Raw genomic sequence first — 26,269 nt, forward strand, 5'->3', positions numbered from 1 at the left:
CCGACTCGGTAGGCAGAAAAGCGGAGGTGCCATCCGGGACCTCCGCTTTTCCACTACTTCACCGAACCGGCCATCACCCCCTGCACAAAGTGCCGCTGGAACGCGAAGAACACCACCACCGGCACGATCAGGGACAGGAACGCCCCCGGCGCCAGGACATCGATGTTGCTGCCGAACTGCCGGATCTGGGACTGGAGTTCAACCGTCAGCGGCTGGGACGAGCTGTCGGCGAAGAGCAGGGCGACCAGCATGTCGTTCCAGACCCAGAGGAACTGGAAGATGGCGAGCGAGGCGATCGCGGGCCGGCCCACCGGCAGGACCAGCCGGGTGAAGATACGCCACTCACTGCCACCGTCCATCCGCGCCGCCTCCAGCATCTCCTTCGGCATCTCCGCGAAGTAGTTCCGCAGCAGGAACACCGCGAAGGGGAGGCCGTACGCGACGTGGAAGAGGACCACGCCGGGAATCGTGCCGAACAGCCCCAGCTGGCCGAAGAGTTTGGCCACCGGCAGCAGCCCGATCTGCACCGGCACCACCAACAGGGCCACCACCAGCAGGAAGAGCGGCTCGCGGCCGGGGAAGTCCAGCCAGGCGAAGGCGTATCCGGCGAGCGCCGCGATGACGACGACCAGGGTGGTCGCCGGCACCGAGATCAGCACGGTGTTCCAGAAGGCCTGCGTCATGCCGGCGTTCTTCAGCAGTGCCGAGTAGTTGTCGAAGGACAGCTGACCCGGACTGGCCAGCGCCGTCCACCAGCCGCCCTTGGCCGTGTCCCGCGCCGACCGCAGCGAGGACACGAACAGCCCCGCCAGCGGCGTCAGCCACACCAGGCCGATCACCACGAGGAACGCCTGCACGAGACCGTTGCCCAGGCCACGCCTGACCGCGTTCATCGCTGACTCCTTCGGAAACGGCGGACGTTGAAGACCATCGCGGGGATCACCAGGAGCAGGAGCAGCACACCGAGCGCACTGCCCAGGCCCTGGTTGTTGCCGCCGCCGAAGGACACCAGCCACATCTGGGTCGCGAGGACGGTGGCGTCCTCCTGCACCGGCCCCGGCGCGATGATGTAGACGAGGTCGAAGACCTTCATCACGTTGATCACGAGGGTCACGAAGACCACGGTGAGGACAGGGGCGAGCAGCGGGACGGTGATCCGGCGGAAGATCTGCCACTCGTTCGCCCCGTCCATCCGGGCCGCCTCCAGCGCGTCCCGGGGCAGCGTGGACAGACCCGCGCCGATCAGCACCATCGCGAAACCGGTCCAGATCCACAGGTACGCGCCGATGATCGCCGGTGTGACGAGCGTCGGACCGAGCCAGGAGACCCCCTGGTAGGGCGGCGCGAAGTTCGACGCGGGCAGCTTCACCGTGTACGAGCCCTGGTCGAGCCCCGAGAAGCGGAAGGCGCCGTCGGACGCGGTCGTCGTACTCGCGACCGTCTTCCCGTCGCGCAGCGCCTCGACCTTCAGGCCGGGCAGGCCGCTCTCCTTCGGGTCGACCCTGCCCTGCTTCCCTCCCCCGCCGGGCGTGAAGTCCAGGTAGACGACACCGCGCAGTTCACCGGCGCCGGCCTTGCGCCCGGCGGCCGGGTAGGCGGGCGAGGCGCCCTTCGGCAGGTCCTTGGGCAGGACGCCCACCAGGCCGAGGGCCACCGAGCGGCCCGGGGACAGGTCCGCGTCCGTCAGGTACGAGCCGTCCCGACCATGAGTGAGCCCCTGGCCGTCGCGCGCTCGCGCCGTCGGATACGACGAGGTCCCCGTGAAGGCGTCGTGGACGGAGACCACGGCGGCGTTGAGGACACCCTTGTTCGGGTCCTCGTCGTAGGCGAGCCGGAAGATGATGCCGGCGGCGAGGAAGGACACCGCCATCGGCATGAACAGCAGGAGCTTGAAGGCGGTGGCCCAGCGCACCTTCTCCACCAGGACGGCCAGGATCAGGCCGAGGCCGGTGAGCAGGGCCGGGGCAACGACCACCCAGATGACGGTGTTGCGGATGGCCTTCAGGGTCGCCGGGTCGCGGAACATCTCGGCGTAGTTGTCGCCGCCCACGAACCGGGTGCCGGAGGCGTCGAAGAAGCTGCGGCCGACGGAGAACAGCACCGGGTAGACGACGAGGGCGCCGAGCAGGAGCAGGGCGGGGAAGACGAAGAGCAGGGCGACGGTCCGGGCGCGCCGCCGGCCGCGGCGCCCGCGGGCCGCGCCGGCGGCCCGCGGACCCGCCTCCTTGTGCACGAGTGTGGTGGCGGTCATGGGTTCACTCAGTCCTGGTAGGCCTTGGCCGCCGCGGACTCCAGCTTCGCCGCGGTGCCCTTCGGGTCGGAGGGGTCGCGCAGGAAGTCCTGGAGCAGCTTCCACTCCCCCGCGCCCTTGGTGCCGCCGAAGGCCGCCGGTGCCTGGTCGGACATGTCGAAGCGGACCGAGTCGCCCGCGCCGACCAGCGACTTGGCGGTGGCCCGGGTGACGTCGTCGCTGTACGAGGAGAGGTCGAGCTTCTTGTTCGGGGACAGGAAGCCGCCCGCCTTCGCCCACACGGCGGCCGCCTCCGGGGTGGCCAGGTACTCCAGGAGCTTCATGCCGGCCTTGGCGTTCTTGCCGTCCTTGAGGACGACGGCCGCGTCGCCGCCGCTGACCACCGGTGCGGTGCCGCCGCCGACCGCGGGGAACGGGAAGAAGTCCGCGTCCTTGCCGATGGTCCTCTGGAACTGGTCGTGGGCCACCCCGGCGACGAAGTCGCCCTCGTAGACCATGCCGGCCTCGGGCTTGGGCCCGAAGACCTTCTCGACCGAGCTGGGGAAGTCGGTGTTCAGCGCCTCCTTCTGGCCGCCCGCGATGAGCTGCTTGTCCTTGAAGAGCTTGCCGAGCGTGGTCAGCGCCTGGACGACGGAAGAGTCCGTCCACTTCAGCTTGTGGGCGGCGAGGGCGTCGTACTTCTCGGGTCCGGCCTGGGAGAGGTAGATGTTCTCGAACCAGTCGGTGAGCGTCCAGCCGTCCTGCCCGGCGACGGCGAAGGCCGCGAGCCCGGAGTCGGAGACGGTGTGTCCGGCCTTGAGCATCGCGTCGTAGGTCTTCGGCGGCTTGACGCCGGCCTGGGCGAGGGCGTCGGGGCTGTACCAGACCGTCGACTTGTGGGCGGCCTTGAAGTAGAGGCCGTAGAGGGAGCCGTCGACGCTGCCGTACTTCTTCCACACGGGTGCGAAGTCGGCGTCGACCGTCTGCTCGGCGGTCGGGGACAGCGGCTTGAGCCAGCCCTTCTTCGCGAACTGCTGGAGCACGCCGACCTGCGGGACCATCACGACGTCGGGCGCGTTGCCGCCCTCGATCTTGCTGCCGACGACCGTGGAGACGTTGTCGCCGGTGGAGACGAACTGGGTCTTGGCGCCGGTCTTCGCGGTGAACGCGTCCAGCACCTTCTGGAAGTTCTTCTGCTCGCTGCCGGACCAGACACCGGCCACGGTGACCGTCTGGCCGCTGAGCGACTTGTCGCCACCGCCCGCGGTGACCGGGCCGCCGCCACAGGCGGTCGCGCCGAGGGCCAGGGCGAGGGCGGTGCAGCTCGTGAGCAGGGTGGTACGGCGTCGCATCATCGTTGATGTCCCTTCGAGGGGTGGGAGTTGACGGAGGCTCAGAGCGCGGAGTCGCTGAGCCACCAGGCGGCCGTGGAGCCGGGCAGCACCCCGGCCGGGCAGGGACCGCTGGACAGCAGGGGCGTACCGGAGGCCGGCGCGGGCGTGGGGGACGTACCGAAGTTGACGGCGCAGACGAGGCCGTCACCGCGGGCGAAGGCGAGCACGCCCGGCGGGGTGTCCAGCCAGTGCAGCGTGCCCTCGCCCAACTGGGGCAACGAGGAGCGCAGTTGCAGGCCATCGCGGTACAGGTGCCAGAAGGAGCGGGTGTCGGCGAGGGCGCGGTCGGTGGCGTACTCGGCGAAGTAGGCGGGCTGCGGCAGCCAGGGCTTGGCGCTCTCGGCGCCGGAGGTGAAGCCGAACGGGGAGGCCTGCCCGGACCACGGCAGCGGCACCCGGCAGCCGTCGCGGATGCGGGCACGGCTTCCGGTGCGGTGGAAGATCGGATCGGTGAGCACGTCGTCCGGCAGGTCGACGACCTCCGGCAGACCCAGCTCCTCGCCCTGGTAGATGTACGCGGCTCCGGGCAGCGCCAGCATCAGCAGCGCGGCGGCGCGGGCGCGGGCGGCGCCGAGGCCGCTGCCCTGCGGGGTGGGTTCGCCGTAGCGGGTGACGGTGCGGACCTGGTCGTGGTTGTTGAGGACCCAGGTGACCGTCGAGCCCGTGCCGGCTATGTCCTGCATGGCCTCGGAGATGACCTTGCGGAAGGAGTCGGCGTCCCAGGGGGCGCTGAGCAGGTCGAAGAAGAAGGCCTGGTGGAGTTCGTCCGGGCGGACGTACTGGGCGTGTTCGCGGGCGGTGGGGACGGAGACCTCGCCGACGAGGAGGCGTTCACGGCCGTCGCGGGCCGCGTACTCCTCGCACAGCGAGCGCCAGCGCCGCCACACGTCGTGCACCTCGGGCTGGTTCCAGGCGAGCGGGTTGACCGAGTCGCGGGTGCGGGCGTCGGCCTCCGGGTCGTCGGAGTCGGGCAGTTCGGGGTGCTTGTAGAGGCCGGCGGCGACGTCGATGCGGAAGCCGTCCACACCCCGGTCCAGCCAGAAGCGCAGGACCCGGTCGAACTCGGCGGGGATCTCGGGGTCGCGCCAGTTCCAGTCGGGCTGTTCGGGCGTGAACATGTGCAGGTACCACTGGCCGTCGCCCACTCTGGTCCAGGCCGGGCCGCCGAACATGGCGTGCCAGTTGTTGGGCGGCTCGGAGCCGTCGGGACCACGTCCGTCGGCGAAGTGGAAGCGGGCGCGGGCCGGGCTGCCCGGCTCGGCGGCGAGGGCCTCGCGGAACCACGGGTGCTCGCTGGAGCAGTGGTTCGGGACGATGTCCAGGAGCACCCTGATCCCGAGCCGCCGGGCGGCCGCCATCAGCAGGTCGAACTCGGCGAGATCGCCGAAGAGCGGGTCGACACCGCAGTAGTCGGCGACGTCGTAACCGTGGTCGTGCTGGGGCGAGGGATAGAAGGGGCTCAGCCAGATCCCGTCGACGCCGAGCTTCTTCAGGTACGGCAGTCCCGCGCGGACCCCGGCCAGATCGCCGATGCCGTCGCCGGTGCTGTCGAGGAAGCTGCGGACGTAGACCTGGTAGATCACCGCGTCACGCCACCAGTGGTACTTACTCAGCATGCATGCATGTTAGGTAGGCGTGTCGCGAGGGTGTCAATGAAAAGAACGGAGACTACTGGTGAGTTGGGGTAACGAATATGGACTTATCGGGGCACTCTGAAGACAGATGAGATGTCCGCGTTACCTAACATGTAACTAGAGATGTAGCCCGCGAAGAAGCTAGCGACCGGAAACGGCGGCCAGCTCGCGCGCCAGCCGCCGCACCGCCGCCGCAGGCGTCTCGTGCCCGGTCAGCGCGTCCTGCACGACCGCCTGCACCACCAGACTGACCTGGTCGTAGTGCGGGCTCTTGGGGCGCGGAGCGGCCGTGAGGACGGCCGTGCGCAGGGTCGGCAGATAGGGGAACCGCCGTACGAGCGTGGGGTCTTCGTAGAGCGCGGCGCGCACGGGCGGCAGTGAGCCCCGCGTGAGCACCTGGCGCTGGACGCCCTCGCTGGTGAGGTACGCGATCAGACGCGCGGCCGAGTCGGGGTGCCGGGCGTGGGTGTTGACGGCCAGGTTGGAGCCGCCGAGGACGCTCTTCCCCGGCCCGTCGGGCCCGGGCAGCGGTACGGCGCCGATCCGGCCGGCGACCTTGGAGCCCTTGGCCGAGGCCAGGGCGTAGGCATAGGGCCAGTTGCGCAGGAAGAGCAGCCGGCCGTCCTGGAAGGCCTGCTTGGACTCCTCCTCCTTGTACGTCAGCGCCGCCTTCGGGATCCAGCCCTCGCGCAGGCCGCGGGCGAGGAAGCCGATGCCCTCACGGGCCGCGTCCGAGTCGACGGTGACGCGGGTGCCCTCGTCGCCGAGGATGGTGCCGCCCGCCGAGTACACGGCCTCGGCCGCGTTGACGGTCAGACCCTCGTAGGGCAGGAACTGGCCCGCGTACCCGTCCAGGCCGTACCTGGGCGCGATGGTCTTCGCGTCGTGCTCCAGCTCGGCCCAGGTGCGCGGCGGCGGCACGCCCTCCTTGGCGAGGACGTCCTTGCGGTACAGCAGCAGTCCGGCGTTGGTGACGTACGGCACGGCGTACAGCCGCCCGTCGTACGTGGCCGTGTCCACGACCGGTGGCAGGAAGCTCTTCAGCGGGAAGCGGTCGCGGGGCAGCGGGCGGATCCAGCCGGCGGCCGCGAACTCCGAGGTCCAGTTGACGTCGATGTTGAGGACGTCGAACCGGCCCCGGTCGCCGCCGCGCAGGTCGGTGGTCATCTGCGCGTGGGTCTCGTCGGCGGAGTCCGGCAGCTCGACGAGGGTGACCTTCTCGGCGGGATGCGTACGGTTCCAGCCCTCGAGGAGCGGGCCGAGGTACCCGGTGAGGTCACCGGCGGTGGCCAGGGTGAGCGGACCGCGCCGGTCACGCTCGTCGGCGTGCGCGCCGGACGCCATGTACCCGCTCATGACCACGGCGAGAACCAGGAGCCCCCTACCGGCGGCGCGTATCCACCGCATAGGTTCCTCCCTGAACACGTACACCCGGCCACGGGCACCCTCGCCCGGCGGTCAGAGGCCATGTATACCTGTTAGGTATGGGCGATACTAGGGCCTGGAGCACATTGAGCAGACAGGAGGACAGCACGAGTGCGCCTGCCCCTCCTGGCACTCCTCGCGCGCGGCCCGGCCCACGGCTACGAGCTGAAGCAGGACCTTGAGCTACTGCTGGGTGCCGCGTACCCTCAGCCGAACGTCGGCCAGATCTACGTGACCCTCGGCCGCCTCGAGAAGTCGGGACTGATCGAGGGCGAGGACGTCGAGCAGTCCAGCCGGCCCAACAAGAAGGTCTACCACCTCACCGACGCCGGGCGAGAGGCGCTGCACGCCTGGTTCGAGGAGACCGAGGACGAGCCGCGGGTCCGGGACGAGTTCTTCATGAAGCTCGCGCTCGCCCCGCAGACCGGTCTCGCCGAGCAGATCGCCCTCATCAACAGACAGCGGCGCCAGTACCTCAACACCATGCGCAACCTGTCGAAGCTGGCCGCGGCCGAGAACCGGGACAACCGAATCGCCCATCTGCTCATCGAGGGCGCGATGCTGCACCTGCAGGCCGACCTGGACTGGCTGGAGCGGTGCCAGGAGGAACTGGAGGAGCTGGAGTGAGTGACGGCTCTGCTGTTCCCCTGCTGCGCGCCGAGGGTCTGGTGAAGACCCACCACGGCGAGGGCGCGCCCGCGCGTGCCGTCCGCGGGGTCGACCTGAGCGTCGCCCGGGGCGAGTTCGTGGCGATCACCGGACCGTCCGGCGCCGGCAAGTCCACGCTGCTGCACCTGCTCGGCGGCCTGCAGCGGCCGGACGAGGGCAGCGTCTGGCTCGACGGCCGCTGCACGGACTCCTTCAGCGAGGCGCGCTGGGCGGTGGAGCGCAGGAAGGCCATCGGGATCGTCTTCCAGTTCTTCAACCTGGTGTCGAACCTGTCGGTCGCCGACAACGTCGAGCTGCCCGCCCTCCTCGCCGGCGTCCCGCCGAAGCGGGCCCGGGCCGAGCGCGAGACGCTCCTGGCCGAGCTGGGTCTGGAGGGCAAGGAGCGCAGCATGCCGGGCGAGCTGTCCGGCGGCGAGCAGCAGCGGGTCGCGCTCGCCCGCGCCCTGGTCAACCATCCGCCGCTGCTGCTGGCGGACGAGCCCGCCGGCAGCCTCGACAGCAAGGGCACCCGCGAGGTGATGCGGCTGCTGTCCCGCTTCCACGGGCGCGGGCAGAGCATCGTACTTGTCACCCACGACGCCCGGCTGGCCAGCGCGGCCGACCGGGTGATCAGCTTCTTCGACGGCCGGATAGCCGACGACGCCGCGCTGGACGGCACCCCGTCCCGCAAGCCCGGGACCTCGGGTGTGCTGGAGCTGAGGGACTGATGGCGCGCCGACTGCCCGGGGCCGGGGACTGAGCCGTGCGAGCCACCCTGCGCTGGGCCCACTCCGATCTGCGCACGCACCGCGGCGAGGCGCTGTTCATCACGCTCGCCACCGCCGGCATCGTCGCCTCGCTGCTGCTGGCCGCCGCCCTCTTCGGCTACGCCACCAACCCCTGGCAGCGGACCTTCACCCAGGCCCGCGGGGCCCATGTCTGGATCCACACGGCCGCCTCCGCCGACGCCCACCGGCTCGCCGGGCTGGACGGCGTCGAGTCGGTGGCCGGCCCCTACCGCACCGAGTCCGTCACCGTCGCCTCCCGCGGCACCCGTGCCTCCGTGGAGCTGCGCGGCACCCCGCAGCTGCCCTCCGTCGGGCGCCCGCTGCTCACCTCGGGACACTGGCTGGACCCGGCCGAGCCGGACGGCGTGGTCCTGGAGGGCCGGCTGGCCCGGGCCCTGCTGGCCGAACCCGGCGACACCCTCACACTGCCCGGCACCGCCCGCACGCTCACCGTCGAGGGCATCGCCGACAGCGCGGAGCCCGGCTACAGCCCGGGCGCACAGCCGGGGCTCGTCTGGGCGCTGCCGTCCGCCGTACGGGCCCCCGGCGGCCAGGTGACCGGGCTGCGTCTGAAGGACCCGGCCGACACGGACTACGCGGTCCAGCGTGCCGTCACCGTCCTGGGCGCGGGCGCGGTCGGCGAGGTCTCCACCTGGCAGCAGGCGCGGGCCGACGCCCAGGGCGAGAACCGGCTGCTCGGCCAGGTGCTCGGCCTGTTCGGGCTCGGCGCCCTGGTCGCCGCGGGTTTCGCCGTGCACGGGGCGATCGGCACCCGCATCCGGGGCCACCTGCGGGACATCTCGGTGCTGAAGGCGATCGGCTTCACGCCGGGCCAGGTCGTGCGGATCTTCCTGCTCCAGCACCTGGCGTACGCCGTGCTGGGGGCGGTGGCCGCGGCCGCGGTGACCGAGGGTCTCGGCACCCGGATCCCGGGGCGGCTCGGCGACGCGGTGGGCGTGTGGCAGGGGTTGCCGGGGCACACCGCGGCGCTGTCCGCCGTGCCCGTGGCGGCGGTGCTGCTCATCGGCCTGACCACGGGACTCGCGGCCTGGCGGGCGGGCCGGGTGCCACCGGTGCCGGTGCCCCGCCCGGCGGCTCCGGCGGGCGGCCGGCTGACCGGACTGGCCCGCCGTGCCCTGGGGCTGCGGCTGCCGGCCGCGCTGGTCCTGGGCTGCCACAAGGCGTTCGCGGGCCGCGGCCGGTCACTGGCCGGCGTGGCCCGGCTGGCACTGCCCCTGCTGCTGATCGTGGTGGCGCTCAGCGCGTGGACCACCATCGACCGCTTCCACAGCAGCCCGGAACGGGTGGGCCTGCCGACGGCGCTCACCCTCCGCTCGGACGGCGGGCTCGGCGACCCGGACGTACGGGCTCTGCTGGCGGCGAACCACCAGGTCACCGCCGCCTACCCGGGCGTCGAGATCGCCGCGCTGGTTCCCGGCCAGACCGGGACCATCGCCCTGCGCGGCCTCGGCACGCGCACCCGGCCCTACCCCTACACCCTCGCCGAGGGCCGGGCCGCGCACGGACCGGACGAGGCCGTGGCCGGCCAGGGCCTGCTGGACCTGCTGCACGTGCGGGTCGGGGACTGGGTGCGGATGACGGTGGGCGAGGAGCCGCAGATCCTGCACATCGTGGGCCGCAGCATCGAACCGCAGAACGCGGGCCGGGTCGTGACGACCTCCCTGGACACCCTGCGCGAGAACGACCCGCGGCTGTCCCCGGCCTTCTACCAGCTGCGGCTGCGCCCGGGCGCCGACCCGCAGCGGGTCGCCTCCGCCCTGACCACGGCCGGCCGCGGACACCTGGACGTGCACGCCGTGACCAACCCGGCCGACGGGCTGTCCCCGCTGCGCGCGGTCGTCGCCGGACTGATCGCCGTGCTCGCCCTCATCGGGCTCGTCGAGCTGCTCACCGCGATCGGCGGGAGCGTCCGGGAGGGCGAGCGGGACATGCTCGCCCTCCGGGCGATCGGCATGTCTCCCCGGCAGATCACCGCGATCACCGTCACGGCGACGACCTGTACGGCCCTGGCCGCGGTCCTCGCCGGTACGGCCCTGGGGCTGCCGCTGGCGCACCGGCTGATCGACGCCCAGGGCAGCTCCAGCGGCATCGGCGCCGGTATCGCCCAGTCGCCCTCGCCCGGCCTGCTGCTCCTGCTGGGCGCGGGCGCCGTGCTGGGGGCCGGGGCCCTGGCCGCGCTGCCCGCGGCCCGGGCGGCGCGCCGACGGCTGGCGGACACGCTGAGCGCGGTGGCCTGAGCTACTCCCCCGGGCCCGCCCCGAGCTGCTCGGCCCCTGGGGGTCCTCGGCGCCGCCCGCTCGTTCGTACACCTTCTGGGAGGTGGTCACGAACGAGCGGTACTTCATGGTCCTGACGGCCGAGTCGAAGGCCGGACTACGCAGCCCGTGGATCCGCCCTGCCAGCCTGAGCAGGTAGGCGTCGGTGAAGCCGTCGACGCTCTCGGCGGGCTGGGTGGCGTAGAGCAGGTCGTGGTGCTCGGCGAACTTGCCCGCGTCCAGCGCGGCCCGCAGGGCGTTGACCGCCTTCCCGGAACCACTGCCGCCGAGCCGGTCGTCCAGGAAGGAGGCGAGGGTGAACTCCGTCTTCGCCTTCCGCCGGATGGTTGCCGCGCGCAGCTGCGGGGCGCCCCCGGTGCTTTCGAACTCCTCGCACACCGGGCACCGCGGATCCTCGTACAGGTGCACCGTCACCCTGGCGTCCGGGCCGCCCACGGTGACGGTCGTCCCGTCGGCCTCCAGCCGCTCCGGCACATCCGCCAGACCGGAGTAGGCCGGCTTGACCTCCGCCATGACCGCGGGCGTCCGCGACCGCCGCAGCGCCCCCCTACGTCCCGTGCATGTCCTCCCCTGAATTCAGCGGAACCCCAGGGGGCGCGCACAGAAAACGCACAGGAAAATCGTCGCCGCGGCGGCGGGCGGTCAGCTCCGGCCGCGCAGCTCCCGGTACCTGGCGACCAGCGCCTTCGTGGAGGCGTCCAGGCCGGGGACCTCCGCACCCTCGGTCAGGGCCGGTTCGACGCGCTTGGCGAGGACCTTGCCCAGCTCCACGCCCCACTGGTCGAAGGAGTCGATGTTCCAGACCGCGCCCTGGACGAACACCTTGTGCTCGTAGAGGGCGACGAGCTGGCCGAGCACGGACGGGGTCAGCTCGCGCGCGAGGATCGTGGTCGTCGGCCGGTTGCCCGGGAACGTCTTGTGCGGGACCAGCTCCTCCGGCACGCCCTCCGCACGGACCTCCTCGGCCGTCTTGCCGAAGGCCAGCGCCTGGGTCTGGGCGAAGAAGTTGGCCATCAACAGGTCGTGCTGGGCCTTGAGTTCACCGCTCAGCTCGGCGACCGGCTCGGCGAAGCCAATGAAGTCCGCCGGGATGAGCTTGGTGCCCTGGTGGATCAACTGGTAGTAGGCGTGCTGCCCGTTGGTGCCGGGCGTACCCCACACCACCGGACCGGTCTGCCACTCGACCCGCTTGCCGTCCCGCGCCACGTACTTGCCGTTGGACTCCATGTCCAGCTGCTGGAGATAGGCGGTGAACTTGGAGAGGTAGTGGCTGTACGGCAGCACCGCGTGCGACTGGGCGTCGTGGAAGTTGTCGTACCAGATCCCCAACAGGCCCAGCAGCAGCGGCACGTTGGCCTCGGCGGGCGCGGTGCGGAAGTGCTCGTCGACGAGATGGAAGCCGTCCAGCATCTCCCGGAACCGCTCCGGGCCGATGGCGATCATCAGCGAGAGGCCGATCGCGGAGTCGTACGAGTACCGTCCGCCGACCCAGTCCCAGAACTCGAACATGTTGTCCGGGTCGATACCGAACTCGGCGACCTTCTCGGCGTTGGTCGACAGGGCCACGAAGTGCCTGGCCACCGCGGACTCGGCACCGAGCGCGTCGAGCAGCCAGGTCCGGGCCGAGGTGGCGTTGGTGATCGTCTCGATGGTGGTGAAGGTCTTGGAGGCGATGATGAAGAGCGTCTCGGCCGGGTCCAGGTCGCGGGTGGCCTCGTGCAGGTCGGCGCCGTCCACGTTGGAGACGAAGCGGACGGTGAGGTCGCGGTCGGTGAAGCTGCGCAGCACCTCGTAGGCCATCGCGGGGCCCAGGTCGGAGCCGCCGATGCCGACGTTGATCACGTTCCTGATGCGCTTGCCGGTGTGCCCCGTCCATTCACCCGAACGCACGCGCTCCGCGAAGCCGCTCATCTTGTCCAGCACGGCGTGCACGGCCGGGACGACGTTCTCGCCGTCGACCTCGATCACGGCGTCCCGGGGAGCACGCAGCGCGGTGTGCAGCACCGCCCGGTTCTCGGTGACGTTGATCTTCTCGCCGCGGAACATGGCGTCCCGCAGCCCGAAGACGTCCGTCGCGGCGGCCAGCTCGCGCAGCAGCCGCAGCGTCTCGTCGGTGACCAGGTGCTTCGAGTAGTCGATGTACAGGTCACCGACCTGGAGGGTGTACCCGGCGCCGCGCTCCGGATCGGCGGCGAACAGGTCCCGCAGATGGGTGTCGGCCAGCTCCTCCCGGTGCTTGGTGAGAGCGGTCCACTCGGGCGTCTGGTTGAGCCTGGTACGGCCGTCTGCGTTCATATCCGACTTCAGCCTTCTTTCCTGCGACCTGTCCTGCTGCGTACCTTGCCCCGCTGCCGGATCCAACCTAGTTGATCAGCGAGTGTCACGAGCTGTTGTGATGCCGTCCTGCGGGGCAACAACAGGTACGTCCGGCTTGCGCGCGGGTATCAGCGCGGCCGTGAGCAGCGGCGGGGTGTAGAGGCCAAAGGCGGTCACGACGGCACCGCCCAGCAGGGCACCCAGGGGCACTCCGGCGCCGGCCAGGGTCCGCAGGGCCGCGCCGACCCGGCCGAGCAGCTCGGCGGGGCTGCGCTGCTGCATCAGGGTCATCGTGTTGACGTTCCACACCATGCCCATGACCCCGAAGACGGCGAACACCCCCACCAGCCGGCCGGTCACCAGGACGACCAGGGTGGCGGAGGGCCGCTCCGGCGGCGATCAGCGGCGGCGGGCAGCGAGGCGGCCGGCAGTGGCAACGCGGCCGTACGCAGCGCGTCACCGAAGCTGGAGAGCACCGCGGCACTCCACAACCGCCCTGGTCCCCCGCGCCACGCGGGCGCACCTGACCGTGCCGCCTCGACCGCCGTCACAACTCCCCCTCGCGGTTCACGCCTTCACGAAAACCGTAGGGGGTGCCACTGACAATCGGCCGGGCGCAAGGGGAGGAACGCTTCGGCCAGGCACCCTGGGGTACCCGGCCGATGACAAGTCCTAGATCTCGCCGCGCAGTTTGGCGAGCGCCTCGGCGAGGATCGCCTCGCCGTCCGCGTCGCTGCGCCGCTCCCGTACGTACGCGAGGTGGGTCTTGTACGGCTCGGTGCGCGGCGGGTCCGGCGGGTTGTCCCGGTCCTGGCCGGCCGGGAAGCCGCAGCGCGGGCAGTCCCAGGTCTCGGGCACCTGTGCGTCGCTGGCGAAGCTCGGCTGCGTCTCGTGCCCGTTGGAGCACCAGAAGGAGATGCGCAGACGCGGCGCGGACTCGCCGCGCTCGGCCTCGCCCATCGGCCCCGCCCCGACCCGACTTCCTCGGATCGCGTTGCCACTTGCCACGGTGTAACTCCCTGCGTGATGGTGCCGCGAAGCGAGTCGGCGTTCCGCTTCGCCGCGAGCGCCTCAGTCTACGTAAGGCCCAACGCGCGTCCAGTGATTGGAGTTACAGCCCCCACACCTAGACGCAAGCCCCATGATAGGCCGCGCTCACGAGCGCGTACCGAACATGGGGCCTTACGTACGGAATGTATGTGCTTGCGAGACGCCGCTCAGCTGTTCGTCTTCATCAGGATGCCGAGGACGACGATGCTCGCGAACCACAGCAGACCGATCACGACGGTGATGCGGTCGAGGTTGCGCTCGGCGACCGAGGAGCCGCCGACGGACGACTGCATGCCGCCACCGAACATGTCGGAGAGGCCGCCGCCCTTCCCCTTGTGCATCAGCACCAGCAGCATCAGCAGCAGGCTGAAGACGATCAGGGCGATCGAGAACCCCAAAACCACGGCTGGACCAACTTCCTCGGATTCGGATGGACGACGGGGGCACCGCACCACGGCTGTGCCCCCGCCAGGGTACGACGAATCGCGTCTAGCGCATACTCACTGGTCGCGGAAGCGCACGATCTTGACGAACTCGTCGGCGTCCAGCGACGCGCCGCCCACGAGGGCGCCGTCGATGTCGGCCTTCGCCATGATCTCGGCGACGTTGCCGGACTTCACGGAGCCGCCGTACTGGATGCGGACCTGGTCGGCCAGCTCCTGGGAGTACAGCTCGGCGATCTTGGCGCGGATGGCGGCGCAGACCTCCTGGGCGTCCTCGGCGCCGCAGACCTTGCCGGTACCGATGGCCCAGACGGGCTCGTAGGCGATCACGACGGTCTCGGCCTGCTCGGCCGGGAGGTCCTTCAGACCGCCCTCGACCTGGGCGAGCGTGTGCGTGACGTGGTTGCCCGCCTCGCGGACGTCCAGCTCCTCGCCGACGCACAGGATCGGGGTCAGGCCGTGCTTGTAGGCGGCCTTGACCTTGGCGTTCACCAGCTCGTCGGTCTCGTTGTGGTACTGGCGGCGCTCGGAGTGGCCGATCACCACGTAGGTGCACTTCAGCTTGGCCAGCATCGGGCCGGAGATCTCGCCGGTGTAGGCGCCGGAGTCGTGCTGCGAGATGTCCTGGGCGCCGTACTTGATCTTGAGCTTGTCGCCGTCGACCAGGGTCTGCACGGAGCGCAGGTCGGTGAAGGGCGGCAGGACGGCGACCTCGACGGCCTCGTAGTCCTTGTCGGCCAGGGCGAAGGCGAGCTTCTGGACGTGCGCGATGGCCTCGAGGTGGTTGAGGTTCATCTTCCAGTTGCCCGCCATGATCGGCGTGCGCGTGCTCATAAAGGGTCAGTCCTCCAGTGCGGCGAGGCCGGGGAGCGTCTTGCCCTCGAGGTATTCGAGGGAGGCGCCGCCACCGGTCGAGATGTGGCCGAATGCGTTCTCGTCGAAGCCGAGCGTACGCACGGCCGCGGCGGAGTCGCCGCCGCCGACGACGGTGAAGCCGTCGGATTCCACGAGGGCCTGGGCGACCGCCTTGGTGCCCTCGGCGTAGTCGGGGTGCTCGAAGACGCCCATGGGGCCGTTCCAGAAGACGGTCCGGGCGTCGGCGAGCTTCGAGGCGTACAGCTCTCGGGTCCTGGGGCCGATGTCCAGCCCCTCCTGGTCGGCGGGGATCTTGTCCGCGTCGACCACGGTGTTCTCGGTGGGAGCCTTGGCCTTCAGGTCCGGGAACTCCGGGGAGACCACGACGTCCACGGGGAGCAGCAGCTCGACGCCCTGCTTCTCGGCGCGCGCCATGTACTCGGTGACGACCGGGACCTGGTCCTCCTGGAGGAGGGAGATGCCGACCTCGTAGCCCTTGGCCTTGAGGAAGGTGTAGGCCATGCCGCCGCCGATGAGCAAGCGGTCGGCCTTGCCGAGCAGCTCGTCGATGACGGCGAGCTTGTCGGAGACCTTGGCGCCGCCGAGCGCGACGACGTAGGGGCGCTTGACGTCCTCGGTGAGCTTCTTCAGGACGCCGACCTCGGTGGCGATCAGGTAGCCGGCGTAGTGCGGCAGGCGGGCCGGGAGGTCGTACACGGAGGCGTGCTTGCGGTGCACGGCGCCGAAGCCGTCACCGACGTAGACGTCGGCGAGAGCCGCGAGCCGGTCGGCGAACTCGCCGCGCTCGGTGTCGTCCTTGGAGGTCTCGCCGGCGTTGAAGCGCAGGTTCTCGATGACCGCGACCTGGCCGGGCTGGAGGCCGTTCACGGCGTCGTGGGCGGCGGGGCCGACGGTGTCCTGGGCGAACGCGACCGGCGCGCCGAGGAGTTCACCGAGCCGCTCGGCGGCGGGCAGCAGCGAGAAGGCGGGGTCCGGGGCGCCCTTGGGACGGCCCAGGTGCGAGGCGACGACCACCTTGGCGCCCGCCTCGGCGAGGGCCTTGACGGTGGGCAGGACGGCGCGGATGCGACCGTCGTCGGTGATGACGCCGTCGGCGAGCGGGACGTTGAGGTCGGCGCGGACGAAGACCCGCTTGCCGTCCACACCCGCGGTGAGAAGTTCGTCGATGGTCTTCATGAGAGGGGACTCCTGAGGAGGGCTCTTGTTCCTACGAGGGCCGATCTTCGCAGGTCGGCCGGGGCGGCCTGCACGCGCATCAGGGCTCGGACAGCGCGACGCTGCGCTGCCCGAGCCCTGTGTGACGCATCAGTTGCCTGCTACGGCCGATCAGAGCTGGTTGCCGACGAAGACCGTGAGGTCCACGAGGCGGTTGGAGTAGCCCCACTCGTTGTCGTACCAGCCGAGGATCTTCACCGAGTTGCCCTCCTGGACCATGGTCAGGGAGGAGTCGAAGGTGCAGGAGGCCGGGTCGCCCACGATGTCCGAGGAGACGATCTGGTCCTCGGTGTAGGACAGGTAGCCCTTGAGGTCGCCGTCCTCGGAGGCCTTCTTGAACGCGGCGTTGACCTCGTCCTTGGTGACCTCGCGCTGGAGGGTCACCACCAGGTCGGTGGCCGAGCCGGTCGGGACCGGAACGCGCATGGCGATGCCGTCCAGCTTGCCCTTGAGCTGCGGGAGGACCAGGGCGGTGGCCTTGGCGGCGCCCGTGGTGGTCGGGATGATGTTCTCGGCGGCGGCGCGGGCACGGCGCAGGTCCGAGTGCGGGAAGTCCAGGATGCGCTGGTCGTTGGTGTACGCGTGGACCGTCGTCATCAGGCCCTTGACGATGCCGAAGTTCTCGTCGAGGACCTTCGCCATCGGCGCCACACAGTTGGTGGTGCAGGAGGCGTTGGAGATGACGTGGTGGTTCGCCGGGTCGTACTTGTCCTGGTTGACGCCCATCACGATGGTGATGTCCTCGTCCTTGGCCGGAGCCGAGATGAGGACCTTCTTGGCGCCGCCGGCGATGTGCTTCGCGGCGTCGTCCTTCTTCGTGAAGATGCCGGTGGACTCGATGACGATGTCGACACCCAGCTGACCCCAGGGGATGTCGGCCGGGTTGCGCTCGGAGAGCACCTTGATGGTGTGACCGTCGACGGTGATCGTGTCGGCGGTGTGGGAGACCTCCTGCTTGAGGCGACCCAGGATGGTGTCGTACTTCAGCAGGTGAGCGGTGGTCGCGGTGTCACCCAGGTCGTTGACAGCCACAACCTCGATGTCGGCACCCTGCTCCAGCAGTGCGCGGAAGTAGTTACGCCCGATACGGCCGAAGCCGTTGATGCCTACGCGGATCGTCACGAACCGATCTCCTCGTTGGTACGCCGGCCATGCGGTGCCGGCGAGCTGTATTTGGGATGTCCCCGACCACCCCCGACCCTACCCCTCTGGGGGCCCCTGAGTGACATCGAGATGCCGCATACACGGGCAGGCGGTCCGTACCCGTCAGTAGGGTACGGACCGCCCGGAATCGGGGGTCGTTTCGCGCCTCTTTGTTATGTAATGCCGATGCCCGCGGACCCACTTTTCACTCGTTCGTGAGCGGGTCGGCTCACCTGATGCGTGACGCTTTCGCGCACCGTTGAGAGGGGGTCCCGCTCACCTGTTGAGCGGGACCGTCTCATCCGTCGAGCGCCGTCTCATCCTTCGAGCGAGGCGAACGCCTTCTTCAGCAGCGCCGCCCGGTCGGCCGCCGACGGCACCTGCTCCAGGCCGAAGCCGAGCAGCACGGTGTCCTCGGTGGTGACCGCTCCGAAGGTCTGGAAGAGCGTTCCGGTGCGCGTCCAGTCCTTGAGGACCGCCGGGCTGCCCGCGGGCGGCCCGGCCGCCTTCCAGGCACCCAGGGACGACTCGAAGCCCTCGGTGTCCTTCGCCGTACCGCCGACCACGAGCGAGGCGTCGTCGGCGAGGACGCCGTGCCCGCCGCTGCCCGGGTCGGTGATGTAGCTGATGGAGACCTCGACGGACTTGCCGGCGTACGCGCTCAGGTCGAAGCTCACCTGCTGCCAGCCGCCGGAGCTGCCGGTGAGGCTGTGCCACGAACCGGTGGTGCCGGTCGCGGTGCAGGCGTTGTCCGCGAGCGTGAGGTAGTGCCTGAGCCAGGGGTGCTCGCCGATCAGGAACCCGGCCCCGCACTCGGCCGGTACGGCCGTCTTCGTGGCCCCGCCGGCCTCCGGGAGGGTCGTCCAGTCGTCGGCGCCCACGGTGTGGGCCTCGACGACCGCGTGGTCGTAGCCGGGCTCGGTGTCCCACAACAGCCGGGTGCGCAGGGCGGGCTGGCCGGCGGCAGCGACTCCGGTGAGGTCGATGGTGCGGGTGAGGCGCTTGTAGGCGTCGTCGGTGTGCAGGGCCGCGGCCATGTAGGAGCCGGAGTACGGTCCGTACGGGCTGACGGTCCCGGCGAACCGGCCCGCGCCCGCGCTCTTGAACTGCGGGTACGTGTCGGCGGGCAGCTCGTCCGAGGTGATGCCGTAGGTGCCGGCCTTGTCGAGCGGGTTGCCGGGCGCGTCACCGACGGCGCCCGTGTAGCCGTCGAGGGCGCCGGAGCCGGTGAAGGCGGTGGCTCCCTTGGTCGACGTACGGCTGTAGGCGCCCAGGTAGTACTGGCTGAAGTCGTCCGAGAGGGTGCCGTCGCCGAGGTCGACGCTGCCGCCGGCCAGCTCGCCGGCCTCGATCAGCCGGCCGCCCTCGTTGAGGTAGGCGCGCAGCTGGAGCTGGGTGGCGTTGGCCGGTCCGCTCGCGCCCGAGTAGTGCACGACGGTCCTGAAGTGCTTCAGCACGCCGAGCGCGTCGGGCGCGCCCTGGGTGGCGACGTCCCACACGAGCGCCCGGTGCCCGGCCGCCTTCAGCGCGTCCACGTAGGTGTGCGCCTGCGCGGCGGCCGCGCCCTCCTCGGCGACGACGAGGGTGTCGGCCCTGGGCCGCTCGGCGACGGTGTAGGTGAAGTGGGAGCTGGAGACCTTCTTGCCGCTCCTGGTCCTGCCGGTGAACCACACCTCGACCTTGTCGCCCGGTTCGCCGTCCCGGACCTTGGCCCGGTACTCGTCGAAGTAGAGGTCGTCCTCACCGCCGTAGGTCTCGCCGCCCTTCCAGTGCCTGAGCGCCCTGTCCCGGGTACGGCCGCCGTTGACGCGGTACTTGAGTTCCTTGTCGCGCACGGACTTCCGTACGACGACCGAGACCTCCTGGTCCGCGCCCCGCGCGTACGACATGGAGAATGCGGCCGGGGTGAAGTCGGCGGCGCTCAGGCCGACCGACGAGACCGGCCGGTCGGGGTGGGCGGCGGTCTCGGCGACGGAGAGCGCGAACGGGATGTTCTTCTCGAACTCCTGCTGGATCAGCTTCGCGTCGTCGGGGAAGTTGAAGACCGACTGGCAGTCGGCGGCGTTCCAGGCGTCGTTCGGGTCGATGTCCGACGCGGTCTGGCAGGTCGACATCTCGGGGGTGAACATCGCCATGCCGTTGACGTTCGAGGCGTGGCCGTCCGCTTCGCCGTTGGTCGTGTACAGCTCCGAGGAGACCTGCGAACGGTAGCCCGGGATGGCCGGGTTGTCCGGGGTGCCGGCGAGCGCCTTGTAGAGCACGTCGTCCGGGGTGGGGGTGGCGACCTGCCAGCCGACGCCGTAGAGGAGGAGTTCGGCGGCGGAGTGGTAGTTGATGCCGTAGGTGAAACCGATGCGCTTCTCGAAGGCGTCGAGGGCCTTGGTCTCCGGCTCGGACTCCGGGCTCGCGCCGCGGTAGGTCTGGCTGGTGGGGTTCGGGGACGAACCCTCGTCGTCGTAGCCCCACTTGTAGGGGAAGTTGCGGTTGAGGTCGACGCCGTCACCCGTGCCGATGACGCCGTCGCCGTTGACGTCCCGCAGGTTCTTGCGCCACAGGCGGGTGGTGGAGTCCTTGAACGTGTAGTCGTAGCCGTCGGGGTTGGCCGAGATGACGAACCACAGCTCGGTGGAGTCGACGATCTTCTTGACGCGCTTGTCGGTCTTGTAATGGTCCAGGTAGTAGTGCATCAGACGCCGGGTCATCTCCGGTGTGATCCACTCGCGCGCGTGCTGGTTGGACATGTACAGCACGGCGGGCTTGGAGCCGTCCTTCGACTTCTTCGCGTTCCCGGTCAGTTTGAGCGCGAGGATGTCCTGGCCATTGATCGTCTTGCCGATGGACTCGACCTTGGCGAGATCCGGGTGGGCCTGCCCGGTCCGGACGATCTCCTGTTCCAGACCTCCGCTGCCGCCGTAGGGCCGGAACACGCCCTGGGCGGCGCCCTCGACGCGGGCCTCGGCCCTGGCCGAGAGGGTGTGCTCGGCGAGGTGGACGCCCTGCTTCTCGAGCTTTCTCGCCTGCTCGTCGGTGAGGTAGACCTCGACGGTGGTCTTCCCGTGCCCGGCCACCTGCTCGCCGAGTTCATGGCCGTCCTGCCCGGCCTTGAGGAGCAGGGGAATCTGCTTCTGGGTGACGTCCGCTCGGAAGACCTTGACCTCGTCGGGGTCGGACGGGGCGGGACTTCCGCTCTGCGCCTGGGCGATGGGCGCAAGGCTCGCTCCCCCGATCAGGAGCGCGCCGACAGCGAGGATCGATCTCGCTCTGTGTCTCATGAACCCCCCTACCGGTAGTCCGCCACAGCGGCGAACAGGTTGCCAGGCTCATGTCACATCATGATCGAGTCAAGACCGCCTCATGGACACGCAAACGCCGGTGCCGACCACCCGAATGGACGTCGGCACCGGCGAGTTGACGGTGTTTCGGGTCAGCCCGCCAGGTTGTCGGCCAGCTCCTCGCTGAGGTTGGCCTCCGTGCCCGGGATGCCCAGGTCGGCGGCGCGCTTGTCGGCCATCGCCAGCAGACGGCGGATACGGCCGGCGACCGCGTCCTTGGTCAGCGGCGGGTCGGCGAGGGCGCCCAGCTCCTCCAGGGATGCCTGCTTGTGCTCCATGCGCAGCTGGCCCGCGGCCGCGAGGTGCTCGGGCACCTCGTCGCCGAGGATCTCCAGGGCGCGCTGGACGCGGGCACCGGCCGCCACGGCGGCGCGGGCCGAGCGGCGCAGGTTGGCGTCGTCGAAGTTCGCGAGCCGGTTGGCGGTGGCCCGCACCTCGCGCCGCATCCGGCGCTCCTCCCAGGCCAGCACGGACTCGTGCGCACCGAGCCGGGTCAGCAGGGCGCCGATCGCGTCACCGTCGCGCACGACGACCCGGTCCACCCCGCGCACCTCGCGGGCCTTCGCCGCGATGGACAGCCGGCGTGCGGCACCCACCAGCGCGAGCGCGGCCTCCGGGCCCGGGCACGTCACCTCCAGGGAGGAGGAACGGCCGGGCTCGGTCAGCGAGCCGTGCGCCAGAAAGGCCCCGCGCCAGGCCGCCTCCGCATCACAGGTGGCCCCGGAGACCACCTGCGGGGGCAGGCCGCGGATCGGGCGGCCCCGGCCGTCGACGAGGCCCGTCTGGCGGGCCAGCTGGTCGCCGCCCGCGACCACGCGCACGACGTAGCGCGAGCCGCGGCGCAGGCCGCCGGGCGCCATCACGATCAGTTCCGAACTGTGGCCGAAGATCTCCAGGATGTCCCGCTTGAGCCGGCGGGCCGCCATCGCGGTGTCCAGCTCCGCCTCGATCACGATGCGCCCGCTCACCAGGTGAAGGCCGCCGGCGAACCGCAGAATGGCGGAGACCTCCGCCTTCCTGCAGCAGGTCCGGGTGACGGGGAGCCGGGAGATCTCGTCCTTCACCGCTGCCGTCATCGCCATGGGCCGATCCTTCCATGCATCCGAAAAATACGGTCGTACGCGGCGGCCAGCAGCTCCGGGTCGTGCCGGGGGCTGCCGTCGGTCCGGGCCACCGGCGCCAGCTCGACCGCGGCTCCCAGCCTCTTGGCGGCCTCGGTGAGCGAGTCGCGGTCGGGCACCGCGGCCTCGTCGGCCAGCACCACGTCCAGGGCGAGTTTAGGGGCGTGTCGGCCCAAAACCTCCAAATGACGCTGCGGGGAGAAGCCCTCGGTTTCTCCGGGCTGCGGGGCGAGGTTCAGGGACAGGACCTTGCGCGCCTTGGTCTCGGTCAGGGCGTCCAGCAGCTCCGGGACGAGCAGGTGCGGGATGACCGAGGAGAACCAGGAGCCGGGGCCGAGCACCACCCAGTCCGCGTCCAGGACCGCGGCGACGGCCTCGGGAACGGCGGGCGGGTCGTGCGGCACGAGGTGCACCGACTGCACCTCGCCGGGGGTGAGGGCGACGGTCGCCTGCCCGCGCACGGTGTCCACGTCCTCGGGGCGCTCCGGATCGTGCCCCTTGACCAGGGCCTGCAGCTCCAGCGGTACGGCGGACATGGGGAGCACCCGGCCGTGCGCGCCGAGCAGCTTGCCGACCAGGTCCAGGGCCTGGACGTGGTCGCCGAGCTGCTCCCACAGGGCCACGATCAGCAGGTTGCCGACCGCGTGGTCGTGCAGGTCGCCCTGGGACTGGAAGCGGTGCTGGATGACCCGGGCCCAGGTCTGGCCCCAGTCGTCGTCACCGCACAGCGCGGCGAGGGCCTTGCGCAGATCGCCCGGGGGCAGCACGCCCAGCTCGTCGCGCAAGCGCCCGCTGGAGCCGCCGTCGTCGGCCACCGTGACGACGGCGGTGAGGTCGCCGGTGATCCGGCGCAGCGCGGCGAGCGAGGCGGACAGGCCCATGCCACCGCCGAGGGCGACGACCTTGGGCTGTGCGCCGCGCCGGCGGGCCCGGCCGCCGCGGACCTCAGCGGGGCGAGCCGCCCGCGCAACGGCCGCGGCACGGCTCGAGCGACCCTCCGGCACCACCCGGCGCAGCCTGCTCAGCCGCGGTGTACGTTCCGTCATTCCCGTCCCATGTCCCGGTGTACGAGCACCGTCTCCACGCCCTCGGCCGCGAGTCGCGCGGCGAGCTTCTCCGACACCGCGACCGAGCGGTGCTTGCCGCCGGTACAGCCGATGGCGATGGTCACATACCGCTTGCCCTCGCGCCGGTAGCCGGCCGCGATGAGCCGCAGCAGCTCGGCGTACCGGTCGAGGAACTCCTTGGCTCCGGGCTGGTTGAAGACGTAGGCGGAGACCTCCTCGTTGAGGCCGGTGTACGGGCGCAGCTCCGGGACCCAGTGCGGGTTGGGCAGGAACCGCATGTCCGCGACCAGGTCGGCGTCGACCGGCAGGCCGTACTTGAAGCCGAAGGACATCACGGTGGCCCGCAGCTCGGGCTCCTCCTCGCCCGCGAACTGGGCGTCCATCTTGGCGCGCAGCTCGTGCACGTTGAGGCTGGAGGTGTCGATCACCAGGTCGGCGTCGCCGCGCAGCTCACGCAGCAGCTCGCGCTCGGCGGCGATGCCGTCGACGATGCGGCCGTCGCCCTGGAGGGGGTGCGGGCGGCGCACCGACTCGAAGCGGCGCACCAGGGCGTCGTCCGAGGACTCCAGGAAGACGATCCGGCGCGTGACGGCCCGGCTGTCGAGGTCGGCGAGGGACTCGCGCAGGTTGTCGAAGAAGCGCCGCCCGCGTACGTCGACGACGACCGCGATCCGCGCCACGTTGCCCTGGGAGCGGGCGCCCAGCTCCACCATGGTGGGGATCAGGGCCGGCGGGAGGTTGTCCACGACGAACCAGCCGAGGTCCTCCAGACACTTCGCGGCCGTCGACCGGCCCGCTCCGGACATGCCGGAGATGATCACCAGCTCGGGGATGGCCGCTTCGGGGGCCCCGGCCGGAGTGGCATCCGTACTCACCTGTGCTCCGTTTTCCTGAGCCGCCTGCTGCGGCTCCCCCGCGGCCGTCTGATCTCGGTCCGCTGTGGGCTGTGCGTCGTGCTCGGTCATCTCTCCTGCCCCCGTCGTTCGTCCGGGAGACCCGCGGACACGGGCTCCCCCGAGGAACCCGCCGTCGTATCGGGTTCCTCGTCATCAATGATCTCTCCGGTCGCCGTGTTCACGGCGGGTGCGGCCGGAGCCGCCTGGGCGAGGGCCACGGCAATCGTCTCGGCCGTCTTCCGGCCTATCCCGGGCACCTCCTGGATCTGCTCGATTGTGGCGGACCGCAGCTTCTTCACCGAGCCGAAATGCTTGATGAGCGCCTGTTTGCGGGTCTCGCCGAGGCCGGGCACGTCGTCCAGGGGGCCGGCACGGAAGCGCTTGGCACGCTTGGTGCGCTGATAGGTGATCGCGAAGCGGTGCGCCTCGTCGCGGACGCGCTGGAGCAGATAGAGGCCCTCGCTGGTGCGGGGCAGGACCACCGGATCGTCGTCGCCGGGTACCCAGACCTCCTCCAGGCGCTTGGCGAGGCCGCACACGGCGATGTCGTCGATGCCCAGCTCGTCCAGCGCCCGCCGGGCCGCCGCGACCTGCGGCTGCCCGCCGTCCACCACGACGAGCTGCGGCGGGTAGGCGAACTTCCTGGGGCGGCCGTCGTCGTCCTTGAGGGAGCTGGTGAGGGGTTCGCCGTCGCCGAGGACGTCCTCGCCGTCGGTGAGCGCACCCTCGCCGTCGGTCCACTCCCCCGTCTTCTCCTTCTCGGCGAGGTAGCGACGGAAGCGGCGGGTGATCACCTCGTGCATGGAGCGGACGTCGTCCTGGCCGGCGAAGCCCTTGATCTGGAAGCGCCGGTACTCGCTCTTGCGCTGCAGGCCGTCCTCGAACACGACCATGGACGCGACCACATCGTCACCCTGCAGGTGCGAGATGTCATAGCACTCGATCCTGAGCGGGGCGCTGTCCAGGTCGAGGGCGTCGGCGATCTCCTCCAGCGCCCGGGAGCGCGTGGTCAGGTCGGAGGCGCGCTTGGTCTTGTGCAGGGCGAGGGCCTGCAGGGCGTTGCGCTGCACGGTCTCCATGAGCGCCTTCTTGTCGCCGCGCTGCGGGATGCGCAGCGACACGTTCGACCCGCGGCGGCCGGTCAGCCACTCCTGGGCCGGCTCGACCGGCTCGGGCAGGGCCGGGACCAGGACCTCCTTGGGAACGGCGTCCCCGGTCTCCTCGCCGTACAGCTGCTGCAGAGCGTGCTCGACGAGGGCGCCGGTGGTGACCTCCTCGACCTTGTCGGTCACCCAGCCGCGCTGGCCGCGCACCCGGCCGCCGCGCACGTGGAAGATCTGCACGGCCGCCTCCAGCTCGTCCTCGGCGACGGCGATGAGGTCGGCGTCGGTCGCGTCGGCGAGGACGACCGCGCTCTTCTCCATGGCCTTCTTCAGGGCCTCGATGTCGTCGCGCAGGCGGGCGGCCCGCTCGTACTCCATCTCCTCGGCCGCCTCCATCATCTGCTTCTCCAGACGGCGGAGGTAGGTGCCGGTGCGGCCGGCCATGAAGTCGCAGAACTCCTCGGCCAGGTCCCGGTGGTCCTCGGGGGTGATCCGGCCGACGCAGGGGGCGGAGCACTTGCCGATGTAGCCCAGCAGGCAGGGGCGGCCGGTGCGGGCGGCGTTCTTGAAGACACCCGCCGAGCAGGTGCGCACCGGGAAGACCCGCAGCAGCAGGTCGACGGTGTCCCGGATGGCCCAGGCGTGGCCGTACGGGCCGAAGTACCTGACGCCCTTCTTCTTGTGACCGCGCATCACCTGGACGCGCGGGAACTCCTCGTTCATCGTCACCGCGAGGTACGGGTAGCTCTTGTCGTCGCGGTACTTGACGTTGAACCGGGGGTCGTACTCCTTGATCCAGGAGTACTCCAGCTGCAGCGCCTCGACCTCCGTGGACACCACGGTCCACTCCACGGACGCGGCGGTGGTCACCATCGTCCGGGTGCGCGGGTGCAGGTTCGCCAGGTCCTGGAAGTAGTTCGCCAGACGCTGGCGCAGGCTCTTCGCCTTTCCGACGTAGATCACCCGGCGGTGCTCGTCACGGAACCTGTACACCCCCGGAGAGTCCGGGATCTCACCCGGCCTGGGGCGGTAGCTGGAGGGGTCGGCCATGTCTCACACCCTACTGGCGAGCACCGACACCGCGTCGGGGCTGTGGACAACGCCCACCGGCGCGGATCCCCCGCCCGGCGCCGGTCGGTGCCGTCCCCTGGCTGTGCTGCCCCCCCGGGGGGCGGCATTTCCGGCCATGCTGCCCCCTCCTGCCCCGTCCGGCGGGGCACCCCGGTCGGTACTCCTGCGGACCTGACGGCCCCGGACCGCGCGACCGGGGGTCGCGGCTCGGCCAGGAGTG

Annotated in this window: 19 protein-coding genes and 2 pseudogenes; 3 read left to right on the top strand and 18 right to left on the bottom strand. The window is 70.7% G+C overall.

Annotation, left to right across the window (positions count from 1 at the left end; all coding sequences use genetic code 11):
- Positions 1–53: 53 nt before the first annotated feature.
- The 5 genes from BEK98_RS03180 to BEK98_RS03200 all read right to left on the bottom strand — a co-directional run bounded on the left by BEK98_RS03180 (position 54) and on the right by BEK98_RS03200 (position 6,665).
- Positions 54–893, bottom strand: coding sequence for a carbohydrate ABC transporter permease (locus BEK98_RS03180; RefSeq protein WP_094214805.1), 840 nt, complete (start codon positions 891–893; stop codon positions 54–56).
- The gene (locus tag BEK98_RS03185; protein ID WP_094214806.1) at positions 890–2,251 is read right to left on the bottom strand and encodes an ABC transporter permease; all 1,362 of its coding nucleotides are present in this window, start codon (positions 2,249–2,251) and stop codon (positions 890–892) included. Before BEK98_RS03185 ends, BEK98_RS03180 begins: the two co-directional genes overlap by 4 nt.
- An 8-nt stretch (positions 2,252–2,259) precedes the next feature.
- Positions 2,260–3,585, bottom strand: a complete 1,326-nt coding sequence (locus BEK98_RS03190; RefSeq protein WP_094214807.1) for an ABC transporter substrate-binding protein — start codon at positions 3,583–3,585, stop codon at positions 2,260–2,262.
- A gap of 38 nt (positions 3,586–3,623) precedes the next feature.
- Positions 3,624–5,240 carry a glycoside hydrolase family 13 protein gene (locus tag BEK98_RS03195; protein WP_208642988.1) on the bottom strand — a complete coding sequence of 539 codons (1,617 nt, stop codon included), beginning with the start codon at positions 5,238–5,240 and terminating at the stop codon, positions 3,624–3,626.
- 159 nt (positions 5,241–5,399) lie between these two features.
- Positions 5,400–6,665, bottom strand: coding sequence for an ABC transporter substrate-binding protein (locus BEK98_RS03200; RefSeq protein WP_094214808.1), 1,266 nt, complete (start codon positions 6,663–6,665; stop codon positions 5,400–5,402).
- Positions 6,666–6,794: 129 nt separating this feature from the next.
- On the opposite strand from BEK98_RS03200, the gene BEK98_RS03205 reads away from it, so the two are divergent.
- From BEK98_RS03205 to BEK98_RS03215, 3 genes are read left to right on the top strand one after another with little or no spacing between them, the layout of a single operon-like run.
- The gene (locus tag BEK98_RS03205) at positions 6,795–7,310 is read left to right on the top strand and encodes a PadR family transcriptional regulator (RefSeq protein ID WP_094214809.1); all 516 of its coding nucleotides are present in this window, start codon (positions 6,795–6,797) and stop codon (positions 7,308–7,310) included.
- Positions 7,307–8,059, top strand: coding sequence for an ABC transporter ATP-binding protein (locus BEK98_RS03210; protein ID WP_094214810.1), 753 nt, complete (start codon positions 7,307–7,309; stop codon positions 8,057–8,059). The genes BEK98_RS03205 and BEK98_RS03210 overlap by 4 nt, the downstream gene beginning before the upstream one ends.
- A gap of 35 nt (positions 8,060–8,094) precedes the next feature.
- A complete protein-coding gene (locus BEK98_RS03215; RefSeq protein ID WP_094214811.1) occupies positions 8,095–10,377 on the top strand; it encodes an FtsX-like permease family protein in 2,283 nt (760 codons plus the stop codon).
- Between the two features lie 69 nt (positions 10,378–10,446).
- On the opposite strand, the pseudogene BEK98_RS03220 reads toward BEK98_RS03215, so the two are convergent.
- The 13 genes and pseudogenes from BEK98_RS03220 to uvrC all read right to left on the bottom strand — a co-directional run.
- Positions 10,447–10,929, bottom strand: a pseudogene (locus BEK98_RS03220) (DsbA family protein); the annotation flags it as partial.
- Positions 10,930–11,058: 129 nt separating this feature from the next.
- A complete protein-coding gene (pgi, locus tag BEK98_RS03225; protein WP_094214812.1) occupies positions 11,059–12,711 on the bottom strand; it encodes a glucose-6-phosphate isomerase in 1,653 nt (550 codons plus the stop codon).
- 75 nt (positions 12,712–12,786) lie between these two features.
- Positions 12,787–13,086 (bottom strand): annotated as a pseudogene (locus BEK98_RS03230) (MFS transporter); the annotation flags it as partial.
- Positions 13,087–13,404: 318 nt separating this feature from the next.
- Complete coding sequence (locus tag BEK98_RS03235; protein ID WP_007448238.1) at positions 13,405–13,692, bottom strand: RNA polymerase-binding protein RbpA; 288 nt, start codon at positions 13,690–13,692, stop codon at positions 13,405–13,407.
- A 257-nt stretch (positions 13,693–13,949) separates the two neighbouring features.
- Positions 13,950–14,180 (bottom strand): preprotein translocase subunit SecG, encoded by a 231-nt coding sequence (gene secG / locus BEK98_RS03240; RefSeq protein WP_208642990.1) that lies wholly within the window; start codon positions 14,178–14,180, stop codon positions 13,950–13,952.
- Positions 14,181–14,282: 102 nt separating this feature from the next.
- Positions 14,283–15,059, bottom strand: coding sequence for a triose-phosphate isomerase (gene tpiA, locus BEK98_RS03245; protein WP_094214814.1), 777 nt, complete (start codon positions 15,057–15,059; stop codon positions 14,283–14,285).
- A 6-nt stretch (positions 15,060–15,065) separates the two neighbouring features.
- Positions 15,066–16,277, bottom strand: coding sequence for a phosphoglycerate kinase (locus tag BEK98_RS03250; protein WP_094214815.1), 1,212 nt, complete (start codon positions 16,275–16,277; stop codon positions 15,066–15,068).
- A gap of 150 nt (positions 16,278–16,427) precedes the next feature.
- Entirely contained in the window at positions 16,428–17,438 is a 1,011-nt protein-coding gene (gene gap, locus BEK98_RS03255; protein ID WP_094214816.1) for a type I glyceraldehyde-3-phosphate dehydrogenase, read from the bottom strand.
- A 338-nt stretch (positions 17,439–17,776) separates the two neighbouring features.
- The gene (locus BEK98_RS03260) at positions 17,777–20,731 is read right to left on the bottom strand and encodes a M14 family metallopeptidase (RefSeq protein ID WP_094214817.1); all 2,955 of its coding nucleotides are present in this window, start codon (positions 20,729–20,731) and stop codon (positions 17,777–17,779) included.
- Positions 20,732–20,883: 152 nt separating this feature from the next.
- Positions 20,884–21,873, bottom strand: coding sequence for a DNA-binding protein WhiA (gene whiA / locus BEK98_RS03265; protein ID WP_094214818.1), 990 nt, complete (start codon positions 21,871–21,873; stop codon positions 20,884–20,886).
- Entirely contained in the window at positions 21,864–22,958 is a 1,095-nt protein-coding gene (locus BEK98_RS03270) for a gluconeogenesis factor YvcK family protein (protein ID WP_094214819.1), read from the bottom strand. The genes whiA and BEK98_RS03270 overlap by 10 nt, the downstream gene beginning before the upstream one ends.
- Entirely contained in the window at positions 22,955–23,944 is a 990-nt protein-coding gene (gene rapZ / locus BEK98_RS03275) for an RNase adapter RapZ (RefSeq protein ID WP_094214820.1), read from the bottom strand. The genes BEK98_RS03270 and rapZ overlap by 4 nt, the downstream gene beginning before the upstream one ends.
- Positions 23,941–26,028, bottom strand: a complete 2,088-nt coding sequence (uvrC, locus tag BEK98_RS03280; RefSeq protein ID WP_094214821.1) for an excinuclease ABC subunit UvrC — start codon at positions 26,026–26,028, stop codon at positions 23,941–23,943. Before uvrC ends, rapZ begins: the two co-directional genes overlap by 4 nt.
- Between the last annotated feature and the right edge of the window lie 241 nt (positions 26,029–26,269).

Origin of the sequence: Streptomyces diastatochromogenes, from assembly GCF_002242805.1 — a bacterium.
Lineage (GTDB): Bacteria > Actinomycetota > Actinomycetes > Streptomycetales > Streptomycetaceae > Streptomyces > Streptomyces diastatochromogenes.

What these genes read in the sequence shown, in the direction of transcription:
- pgi (WP_094214812.1), bottom strand. Translation starts at nt 12,711, where the DNA reads ATGAACGCAGACGGCCGTACCAGGCTCAACCAGACGCCCGAGTGGACC.
- BEK98_RS03195 (WP_208642988.1), bottom strand. Translation starts at nt 5,240, where the DNA reads ATGCTGAGTAAGTACCACTGGTGGCGTGACGCGGTGATCTACCAGGTC.
- BEK98_RS03235 (WP_007448238.1), bottom strand. Translation starts at nt 13,692, where the DNA reads ATGGGCGAGGCCGAGCGCGGCGAGTCCGCGCCGCGTCTGCGCATCTCC.
- BEK98_RS03260 (WP_094214817.1), bottom strand. Translation starts at nt 20,731, where the DNA reads ATGAGACACAGAGCGAGATCGATCCTCGCTGTCGGCGCGCTCCTGATC.
- BEK98_RS03200 (WP_094214808.1), bottom strand. Translation starts at nt 6,665, where the DNA reads ATGCGGTGGATACGCGCCGCCGGTAGGGGGCTCCTGGTTCTCGCCGTG.
- whiA (WP_094214818.1), bottom strand. Translation starts at nt 21,873, where the DNA reads ATGGCGATGACGGCAGCGGTGAAGGACGAGATCTCCCGGCTCCCCGTC.
- BEK98_RS03180 (WP_094214805.1), bottom strand. Translation starts at nt 893, where the DNA reads ATGAACGCGGTCAGGCGTGGCCTGGGCAACGGTCTCGTGCAGGCGTTC.
- rapZ (WP_094214820.1), bottom strand. Translation starts at nt 23,944, where the DNA reads ATGACCGAGCACGACGCACAGCCCACAGCGGACCGAGATCAGACGGCC.
- BEK98_RS03185 (WP_094214806.1), bottom strand. Translation starts at nt 2,251, where the DNA reads ATGACCGCCACCACACTCGTGCACAAGGAGGCGGGTCCGCGGGCCGCC.
- BEK98_RS03190 (WP_094214807.1), bottom strand. Translation starts at nt 3,585, where the DNA reads ATGATGCGACGCCGTACCACCCTGCTCACGAGCTGCACCGCCCTCGCC.
- BEK98_RS03270 (WP_094214819.1), bottom strand. Translation starts at nt 22,958, where the DNA reads ATGACGGAACGTACACCGCGGCTGAGCAGGCTGCGCCGGGTGGTGCCG.
- BEK98_RS03250 (WP_094214815.1), bottom strand. Translation starts at nt 16,277, where the DNA reads ATGAAGACCATCGACGAACTTCTCACCGCGGGTGTGGACGGCAAGCGG.
- tpiA (WP_094214814.1), bottom strand. Translation starts at nt 15,059, where the DNA reads ATGAGCACGCGCACGCCGATCATGGCGGGCAACTGGAAGATGAACCTC.
- uvrC (WP_094214821.1), bottom strand. Translation starts at nt 26,028, where the DNA reads ATGGCCGACCCCTCCAGCTACCGCCCCAGGCCGGGTGAGATCCCGGAC.